Here is an 11416-nt window from a genome sequence, read left to right on the forward strand (position 1 = left end):
TGGGACAGTAGGGAGTAAAGTAACTGTTTTTGGTAATGATTTTGCTGGCACAGAAGGGATAGTGATTAGTTTTGGGATAACTCCGAGTATTATTACGAGTACGACTAATGCCTCTGGAACATTTACAATAGTCTTTACGGTAAATACACAAGCAGGATGTGGGAGTGTAACGATAAAAGTTAAGGGATTAAAATCTAATCTTGAGGTAATGGATAAATTTATGATTTCAGGGAACATTAGTTTGATTACGCCTAATTGTGGAACAGTAGGGAGTATGGTGACTGTCTCTGGCAATGGATTTGGGGCATTGGAGTCAATAACTATTGGATTTGGTATCAATCCTGCGATTACAGTTGTTTCTACCAATGATTATGGGACATTTTCCACAGTCTTTACCGTAGATAAACAGGCGGGATGTGGCACGGTAACGGTTAGTGCCAAAGGCAGTCATTGTGAGGCATTTAGTAAGTTTGTGATTTTGCCAAGGATAATTGAGGTTAATCCGTCATCAGGCACAGTTGGGACTTCGGTAACCGTAAGTGGCGATGGATTTGGGGCAAATGAGGAGATAGTCATAGATTTTGGTGTCAATCCAAGTATAACCACAACGCAAACAGATGGGCAGGGTGGATTTATTGTTGTCTTTACCGTAGATAAGCAGGCAGGATGTGGCACAGTAACGGTTAGTGCCAAAGGCAGTCATTGTGAGGCATATAGTCCGTTTGTGATTTTGCCAAGGATAATTGAGGTTAATCCGTCATCAGGCACAGTTGGGAGTTCGGTCACTGTGAGTGGCGATGGATTTGGTGCAAATGAGAAAATAGTCATAGATTTTGGTGTCAATCCAAGTATAGCCACAACCCAGACAGATGGCCAGGGTGGATTTAGTGTCATATTTACCGTAGATAAGCAGGCGGGATGTGGCACAGTAACGGTTAGTGCCAAAGGCAGTCATTGTGAGGCATTTAGTAAGTTTGTGATTTTGCCGAGGATAATTGAGGTTAATCCGTCATCAGGCACAGTTGGGACTTCGGTAACTGTGAGTGGCGATGGATTTGGTGCAAATGAGAAAATAGTCATAGATTTTGGTGTCAATCCAAGTATAGCCACAACCCAGACAGATGGCCAGGGTGGATTTAGTGTCATATTTACCGTAGATAAGCAGGCGGGATGTGGCACGGTAACGGTTAGTGCCAGAGGCAGTCATTGTGAGGCATATAGTCCGTTTGTGATTTTGCCAAGGATAATTGAGGTTAATCCGTCATCAGGCACAGTGGGGACTTCGGTAACCGTGAGTGGCGATGGATTTGGGGCAAATGAAGTAATAATCATAGATTTTGGTGTCAATCCGAATATAGCCACAACCCAGACAGATGGCCAGGGTGGATTTATTGTTGTCTTTACCGTAGATAAACAGGCTGGATGCGGCACGGTAACGGTTAGTGCCAGAGGCAGTCATTGTGAGGCATATAGTCCGTTTGTGATTTTGCCAAGGATAATTGCGGTTAATCCGTCATCAGGCACAGTGGGAACTTCGGTAACTGTGAATGGCGATGGATTTGGGGCAAATGAAGTAATAATCATAGATTTTGGTGTCAATCCAAGTATAGCCACAACGCAGACAGATGGCCAGGGTGGATTTATCGTTGTCTTTACCGTAGATAAACAGGCAGGATGTGGCACAGTAACGGTTAGTGCCAAAGGCAGTCATTGTGAGGCATTTAGTCCGTTTGTGATTTTGCCAAGGATAATTGAGGTTAATCCGTCATCAGGCACAGTGGGAACTTCGGTCACTGTGAATGGCGATGGATTCGGGGCAAATGAAGTAATAATCATAGATTTTGGTATCAATCCAAGTATAGCCACAACCCAGACAGATGGTGATGGTGGATTTATTGTTGTCTTTACCGTAGATAAGCAGGCAGGATGTGGCACAGTAACGGTTAGTGCCAAAGGCAGTCATTGTGAGGCATATAGTCCGTTTGTGATTTTGCCAAGGATAATTGAGGTTAATCCGTCATCAGGCACAGTTGGGAGTTCAGTAACCGTGAGTGGCGACGGATTTGGGGCAAATGAAGTAATAATCATAGATTTTGGTGTCAATCCGAGTATAGCCACAACGCAGACAGATGGCGATGGTGGATTTAGTATTGTCTTTACCGTAGATAAGCAGGCGGGATGTGGCACGGTAACGGTTAGTGCCAAAGGCAGTCATTGTGAGGCATATAGTCCGTTTGTGATTTTGCCGAGGATAATTGCGGTTAATCCGTCATCAGGCACAGTTGGAACTTCGGTCACCGTGAGTGGCGATGGATTTGGGGCAAATGAAGTAATAATCATAGATTTTGGTATCAATCCAAGTATAGCCACAACCCAGACAGATGGCAAGGGTGGATTTATTGTTGTCTTTACGGTAGATAAGCAGGCGGGATGTGGCACAGTAACGGTTAGTGCCAGAGGCAGTCATTGTGAGGCATTTAGTCCGTTTGTGATTTTGCCGAGGATAATTGCGGTTAATCCGTTATCAGGCACAGTGGGGAGTTCGGTAACTGTGAGTGGCGATGGATTTGGGGCAAATGAAGAGATAGTCATAGATTTAGGTGTCAATCCGAATATAGCCACAACCCAGACAGATGGCAAGGGTGGATTTATTGTTGTCTTTACGGTAGATAAGCAGGCGGGATGTGGCACAGTGACGGTTAGTGCCAGAGGCAGTCATTGTGAGGCATATAGTCCGTTTGTGATTTTGCCGAGGATAATTGAGGTTAATCCGTCATCAGGCACAGTGGGGAGTTCGGTAACTGTGAATGGCGATGGATTTGGGGCAAATGAAGTAATAATCATAGATTTTGGTGTCAATCCAAGTATAGCCACAACGCAGACAGATGGCAAGGGTGGATTTATTGTTGTCTTTACGGTAGATAAGCAGGCGGGATGTGGCACGGTAACGGTTAGTGCCAGAGGCAGTCATTGTGAGGCATATAGTCCGTTTGTGATTTTGCCAAGGATAATTGAGGTTAATCCGTCATCAGGCACAGTGGGGAGTTCGGTAACGGTGAATGGCGATGGATTTGGGGCAAATGAGGAGATAGTCATAGATTTAGGTGTCAATCCGAATATAGCCACAACGCAGACAGATGGCAAGGGTGGATTTATTGTTGTCTTTACCGTAGATAAGCAGGCGGGATGTGGCACGGTGACGGTTAGTGCCAGAGGCAGTCATTGTGAGGCATTTAGTCCGTTTGTGATTTTGCCAGGGATAATTGGGGTTAATCCGTCATCAGGCACAGTGGGAACTTCGGTAACGGTGAATGGCGATGGATTTGGGGCAAATGAAGTAATAATCATAGATTTTGGTGTCAATCCAAGTATAGCCATAACGCAGACAGATGGCCAGGGTGGATTTATTGTTGTCTTTACCGTAGATAAGCAGGCAGGATGTGGCACAGTAACGGTTAGTGCCAGAGGCAGTCATTGTGAGGCATATAGTCCGTTTGTGATTTTGCCAAGGATAATTGGGGTTAATCCGTCATCAGGCACAGTGGGAACTTCGGTAACTGTGAATGGCGATGGATTTGGGGCAAATGAAGTAATAATCATAGATTTTGGTGTCAATCCAAGTATAGCCACAACGCAGACAGATGGCCAGGGTGGATTTAGTATTGTCTTTACCGTAGATAAGCAGGCGGGATGTGGCACAGTAACGGTTAGTGCCAGAGGCAGTCATTGTGAGGCATTTAGTCCGTTTGTGATTTTGCCAAGGATAATTGAGGTTAATCCGTCATCAGGCACAGTTGGGAGTTCAGTAACCGTGAGTGGCGATGGATTTGGGGCAAATGAAGTAATAACCATAGATTTTGGTGTCAATCCAAGTATAGCCACAACGCAGACAGATGGCCAGGGTGGATTTATTGTTGTCTTTACCGTAGATAAGCAGGCAGGATGTGGCACAGTAACGGTTAGTGCCAGAGGCAGTCATTGTGAGGCATATAGTCCGTTTGTGATTTTGCCGAGGATAATTGAGGTTAATCCGTCATCAGGCACAGTGGGGAGTTCGGTAACCGTGAGTGGCGATGGATTTGGGGCAAATGAAGTAATAATCATAGATTTTGGTGTCAATCCAAGTATAGCCACAACCCAGACAGATGGCCAGGGTGGATTTAGTGTTGTCTTTACGGTAGATAAGCAGGCGGGATGCGGCACAGTAACGGTTAGTGCCAGAGGCAGTCATTGTGAGGCATATAGTCCGTTTGTGATTTTGCCGAGGATAATTGAGGTTAATCCGTCATCAGGCACGATAGGAACCGTGATAACAGTAAGCGGTAATGGTTTTGGAAGTTTTGATTCGATAATAATTGGTTTTGGGAGAAATCCAACTATTACAACAACGATAAGTGATAATTGGGGAGTATTCTCTACTTCCTTTACTATTGATACTCAACCCAGTGGGACTACGACTGTTAAGGCTAAAGGGACACATTGTGAGGCAGAAAGTAGTTTTCTGCTTATTGCCTCAGACCTATGGCTAAAGAAATCAAATCCTGCCGGTATTTTACGAAGTGGAACATTGACCTACACTATTTCCTACGGTAATAAAGGCAATTTAGCAATCGGTAGTGTTACTATAACAGATTTGATTGGTACCTCACTTGGAACTTTATCACATACTTATCTCTGGTCTAATTTTGGTACCCCAACTATTGTTGATGGTTACTATTTTAGTTGGGATATTGGTACATTGACACCGGGAACAACAGGTATTTTGATATTCAAGATTATACCTGCAAGACAACTTCCTGCCAGTTCAACTATATACAATACTGTCTGGATTACTACTACTCCAGAAGATTTTGATACAACTAATAATATTGCTACCTGTACTACTCATATCCTACTCATTGATTTAGTAATCAGTAAATATGGTCCTGCAAAAGTAATTAGTGGCAAAGAGATGATTTATCAGATTAATTATGATAATTGTGGTAATAAAGCAGTTGGAGATGTGGTTATTTGTGACACCTTACCAGGAAGTGTAACCTTTGTAAGTAGTTCTGTGACACCAGGTACTTTTACTAATGGAGTCTTAACCTGGGAGATAGGAACAGTTACACCATGGAGTCATGGCAGTTTTACCATAACTGTAAAGGTAGATGATTTAGATGGTTCAATGACCTTGACCAATGTAGTGAAGATTATCTCTACCTCTACTGTGGATAATAATCCTGATAATAATCAGGCTACCTGGACAACCCATGTGACAAAACCTATACTGGATTTATGGATTGAAAAGAAAGGACCACAAGAAATCGTCTCAGGAGACCTTATCACTTATCAGATTAGTTATGATAACTCAGGTAATACCCCTGCGGGTAATGTAATTATTAAAGATGTACTTCCTAAATTTACAAATTATGCAACTAATACTGTTTTAGGCACTCCTACAATTACTTATGGAACACTTACTATTCTCGAATGGAATATAGGTACAGTTTCCCCTGCAAGTTATGGATACTTTGAATTAACAGTAAAGACAGTAAAAGAAAGTGAAGAGGTGACTAATATAACTAATGTAATTGAGATTAGTACTTCAACCATCGAGAGTAATTTTGCTAATAATCGTGCTACATGGACTACAAAACTTATATCAAAAGAGATTGATTTAGAAATCTACAAGCAATCTGCAAAAGATGAAATACCTGCGGGTGAGGAGATGATGTATTATATTAAATATCGTAATTTGAGCAATATCACTGTTACAGGTGTAATGATTACTGATGTACTTCCTGGTAGTGTAACCTTTGTTTCAAGCACACCAGTTCCGAGTGGCACTTCAGCACAAGGCTTAATATGGAATATTGGGACGATTAGTGCAGGGTATGAAGGATATATTGATTTGAAGGTAAGGATAGGAGCGGATATACCTGCTTCTAAGACATTAACTAATGTTGCTACGATTACCTGTGACTATAAAGATGGTGATATTACCAACAATCTGGCTACTGCGACTACTCATGTTATAACTCCAATAGCTAATATGGTAGTTAGAAAATATGGAATAATAGAAGTGGCTGCAGGAGAGGAGATGGAATATCAAATATTATATTATAACCAGGGTAATGCAACTGCAAAAGATGTATCTATGCGTGATATTCTGCCGACAGGAGTAACTTATGCTACTGATACAAGCGGTATTAAGGCTACTGTTACTGGTACAGAGGTTAGTTGGAACATAGGCTCAGTACCACCAGGTACTGGTAGTCAATTTACTATGATTGTTTTAGTTGGTACTTCTACATTAGGTACTTTGACCAATGTAGTTGAAATTTATCAGAAAGGGACATTGAACAGTCGTGCTACATGGACTACACAGAGCTACTTAGCAGAAGTTGATTTGAGTATATATAAATGTTCACCAGAGGAGGTTAAACCGGGTGAAGAATTGAGTTATTGGATAAATTATGCTAATAATGGAAATGTAGAGGCGGGAAGTGTTACTATTAATGATATATTGTCTGAAGATGTAGAATTTGTAAACAGTAGTCTGGGTACTCCTACTACTATCAATAATAACAAATTAACATGGAATATAAATACAATTCCACCAGGTTCACATAGCTCTTTTATACTCAAGGTAAAGGTAAAAGATGATGTTCCTGGGTCTACTACTTTGATTAATGTAGTTGAAATTGCATTTGTAGGTACTGATACTGATTATACTAATAATCGTGCAACTGTAACTACACATGTAGTTGTCCCAGCAATTGATTTGATGATTCGTAAATTTGTACCTTCTTCTGCAGCTCCTGCTCAGATATTAACTTATGATATTTCATACCGCAATATAGGCAATGCACAGGCTACTAATGTAATTATTACAGATATTTTACCTGAAGGTGTACAATATGCAACGGATACGAGTGGTCTACCAGTAGATATTCAACCAGGAGTAATCACATGGCAGGTAGGGATTTTACCTAAATCATATTTATGGAAATCATTTAAGATGAGTGTTTTGGTAGGAGATTTACCAGCTTCTACTACACTAACTAATGTCATCAAGATTGATGGCTGGGGTGATGAAATTAATCCTGTAAATAATCAGGCAACGGTGACCACTCATATTACCAGACCTGTCACTGACTTAAAGATTCATAAGAAAGGTAATAAACAGGTTATTGCAGGAGATGAGATAATTTATGATATTGGGTATAGAAATATTGGCAATATCCCGGCCCTGGATGTAAAGATTATTGATACCTTGCCTGCAGGGGTAAGTTATGCCACAGATACAAGTGGATTTCCATTGATTATTACAGGAAATAGGCTTACCTGGTTGGTGGGAACATTAGCGAGTAGTGGTGGTGGCAGATTCAGATTAATTGCTGATGTCCACCCGGAAATACAAGGTTCATCTTCGCTGACTAATTTAATTGAAATTACCTCTATTACCAATGAGGAAAACCTGAGTGATAATCAGAGCACATGGACAACTCATGTTGTTCCTCCAATAATTGATTTAAGGGTATATAAATGGGGTCCAAAGAAGGTCACCAGCGGTAAAAAAATTAAGTATAGAATTAATTATGGTAATAATGGAAATGTTGAGGTAAGGAATGTCCATCTTATTGATACCCTACCTGAAGGAGTAGATTTTGTTGCGGATGATAGCGGGTTACCATACACGATTATTGGCAGAGAAGTTAAGTGGGAAATAACAAGTTTGCCAAAACATACACACCGGACATTTATATTAATTGGGCGAGTAAGTGGTGTCGCGGCTTCTTCGACTTTATCTAATAAAATTGAGATTACTCTATTACCACAAGATATTAGACCAGAGAATAATTCTTTTATCGTTAGAACACATGTTGTTGACCCACGGGCAGACCTGATTATTCGTAAACAGGGCACTGGAGCAAGACCTGGACATGAAAAGACTTATTATATTACCTACTGGAATGATGGAACAGCTCGTGCCGATAATCTCAGAATTGTTGATTATTTACCTCGTGAAGTAATCTATGTTTCCAGCTCTCCTGAAGCCAGTTATGATTCTATAAATCACACGGTCTCGTGGAATATCCCTGCATTAGAACCTGATGAGCTGGGTAATTGCCAGATAAAGGTTAATGTCCTGACAAATCTTGAGCCGGGAACTCAATTACGCAATGAAGTGGTAATTACAACAACGACACCTGAAAGTAATTATAAGAATAATAAAGATATCGATACTGAACCAATAGTGAGTGCGGTTGACCCGAATGATAAATTAGTCAGCCCACAGTGGTATGTTGGTGGTGGTGGTGAATTAAATTATAAGATTAGATTTGAGAATGTGCCCGTAGAATATGGAACACATGCTATAGATATTACCATTACCGATAATCTTGATACAATATTTGACCGCTCAACATTACAATGGGGTGAAATAAGTGTTGGAGAAGGGACATATACCGTAGAAAATTACAATCGTGGCTCACTTACTTATAGTTATGACCAGACAACCGGTTTAATAAGATGGGAATTTAAAGGGATAAACCTTATGCCCAATACTACACCGCCTGTTGGAGAAGGATATGTTAGTTTCAAGGTCAAAGCGACTAATACCCTTTCTTCCGGCACAGAAGTTAGAAATAAAGCCAGTATTATCTTTGATTTTGCTGACCCAATAGAAACACCAACCTCAACAACAGTAGTTGACCTTAATGTGCCGAGTTCAAAAGTTAATACCTTATCGCCATATCAGACTTCAACAACATTCCTGGTAAGCTGGATTGGACAGGATACAGTGGGCACAATAAGTTACTACACGATTTATGTCTCTGAAAACAATGGGTCGTATACCTGCTGGTTAAATGGCACAAGGGCAGTTTCTGCGGACTTTAAAGGTGTGTATGGCAATAGCTATGCGTTTTATAGTCTTGCCGAGGATACTGTCTGGCAAGTGGAATCACCACCTGCTCAACCAGATGCCCGAACAATTATCTCACCATTATCTTACTTTAGATTTGCAACATTATCTGTTACCTCAATCTATAGTGGTGGAACGGTAGCGGTGACGCTTACCGCTTGTGAGGCTGATGGTACACCAATTGATACCTTCAACGGCACAGTAATATTACAAGATAAGGTTGGTTACCTGCAAGAGATAATATTTAACGGCACAAGCACGAGAAATGTGGTTGTTACCATACCGCAATCGCCAAATGCTGGAACAGATACGATATTTGCTTACTTTGAGAATCAAATAAGAGGAACAAGCTCATCATTCTTAGTCCTCATAAATAAAGATACCGGTGGAACTGTAACGCTTACCACCGCTATTGGCACAAGGAGGGTTGAACTGGGAACATTTACCGAAGATTTTTACATTACCATTAATCCCAGCCCGGCGGGCGTAAATATTCCAGAAAATGGACTTGCCACCTCTATTAGTGAAATTACTATGTATGGCACGGCGGGGAATTTACTCACAGGTAGTTTATCCGTATATCTTGAAATCCCATATTTAGATGCTGACGAGGATGGTGTTGTAGATGGAACAGCAATAGATGAAGATAGTTTGAGGTTACATATCTTCCGCGATAATAACTGGTGGATAACTGATAATTCAGGTGTGGATACTACACGAAATGTAGTCTATGGCCAGGCTAATTCTCTTTCAATCTTCATTCCTATTGGCACATCTGTTGCTCCGGAGACACTGGGGAAGGTCTCTGTTTATCCTAATCCATTCAAGCCAAATAGCGATTTAGGACATACACACATTACCTTTGGCGCCAAAAATGACTTAAGTCGAAGATTGACCAGGTATGCCACGATTAAGATATACGATATATCAGGAGAATTAATCAGAACATTAGAGGTAGTCCCGGGAGATAAGGGACAAAAGATATGGCTTGCAGATAACGATAGCGGTCAGAAGATAGCCAGTGGCATCTACATCTACCTCATTACCAATCCACAAGGGGAAAAATGTATCGGTAAACTGGCGATTGTTAGATAAGTAATAACCGTTCAGCCGTGTCCATCAGATGGGACAATATCAACTCAAAACTCAAATGTCAAAACTCAAAACCTTAAAACTAATAGATTCATTGAGATTTATTGCGACTGATGGAGAAGTCTTTAGTTTTAAGTTGTAGTTTTGAATTTTGCTTCATTTTAATGTCCCATAGGGACAATATATCGGTAGAAAATTTATGGAAAGATGAATTATACTGGAGTTTCGTGAATTTTCTATGATTCCTTTCTCCTTTAATCTTTGCGTTCTTTGCGGTCGATTTCTTTGCGTTCTTTGCGATTAAAAAAGGATAAATCGCAAAGGGCACAAAGGGAAGAAAATAAGTGAAGCATTTTTTATCAACTCAACTTCAAAGGATAAGTTGCAAAAAAAATCATCAGGCTTTTGAGCCTAATTTTGCCATCTTTGAGCAAAATAAACAGATTGAGAAGGATTCAGATAGCCTCAATGGCTCCTTAAATTAACGAAACTTCAGTTGACATCAAATTACAAAAAAATAATTTTTTTATCTTGAGATTTTTTAATTCTTGTGGTATAGTTTATATAAGCTAATAAATGGCTAAGAAGGAGAAAAATGGTGAAAGTATTTAAAATTGCTTTATATTCCTTTATCCTTTGTTTCCTGCCTATTAGTTTAAATGCAACAGATTTGACTTATCAAGCTAAAAAAATATCCACTCTTTCTAAACAAGTCCATAAATTATCATCTCAAATTGCCCCAGAAGGCATATTATCCCCGGAGGCAAAGAAGTTAACTAAGGTAATCGAAGATTTAGAGTTTTCCCTGAAGGCTACTCTAAAAGACATTAAATCTACCCCCCCCTCAATCAATCATCTAAAAAATCTACAAATAAAGATAGCCAGTGTAATACCGCGATTAGATTTAATCGACAAAGATGTCCAGATAAAGTTTAAACAGATAGAACAATTAGTTCAGACAAAGGGGTTTGGTGAAGAAGTATTTGCCAGACATAAAAGTTATGTTAAAGAGTATGATGAGAAACTATCCAGGCTAAAGAGGTATCTAAATGGATTAATTAATCAAACTACGGACATCGAACAACGGATTACGGAATTATTAAAGTACATAGAGACAGAGTTAAAGCTAGATAATGTATATCGTCCTGGTCCACAACCTGAACTACCCGAAAGGCGAATGCCACCTGCAGAGCGGAAATATGTGTCTATTGAGGAATTAGAGGGATATGAATCTGTTAAACCTCCTGAAGGAAAATTATTTACACAAGAGGAGTTAAACAAGGCACGAGAACAATTATCAACGATTAAAACTATACCTGAATTAACTGCACCTACAAAAGGTGATTTAGACGAGACACATGATATTCAGATTACGCAGGAGATTCAGGATTTAGCTGCCAGTTTAGACCATAA

The 11416-nt window shown here is 40.2% G+C and carries 4 protein-coding genes; 3 read left to right on the forward strand and 1 reads right to left on the reverse strand.

The window, feature by feature from the left end; translation table 11 throughout:
* A partial coding sequence (locus tag AB1422_11525) for a hypothetical protein (protein ID MEW6619944.1) occupies positions 1 to 237 on the reverse strand: 237 nt, incomplete at its 3' end.
* Between AB1422_11525 and AB1422_11530 the strand changes: the two genes are divergently transcribed.
* From AB1422_11530 to AB1422_11540, 3 genes are all read left to right on the forward strand, one after another.
* Entirely contained in the window at positions 209 to 10006 is a 9798-nt protein-coding gene (locus AB1422_11530; GenBank protein ID MEW6619945.1) for a hypothetical protein, read from the forward strand. The genes AB1422_11525 and AB1422_11530 overlap by 29 nt on opposite strands.
* Before the next feature lie 341 nt (positions 10007 to 10347).
* Positions 10348 to 10488, forward strand: a complete 141-nt coding sequence (locus AB1422_11535; protein MEW6619946.1) for a hypothetical protein — start codon at positions 10348 to 10350, stop codon at positions 10486 to 10488.
* Positions 10489 to 10598: 110 nt separating this feature from the next.
* The coding region (locus AB1422_11540; protein ID MEW6619947.1) for a hypothetical protein at positions 10599 to 11416 on the forward strand (818 nt) is incomplete at its 3' end.

It is taken from the genome of bacterium (assembly GCA_040757115.1).
Taxonomy (GTDB): domain Bacteria; phylum UBA9089; class CG2-30-40-21; order CG2-30-40-21; family SBAY01; genus JBFLXS01.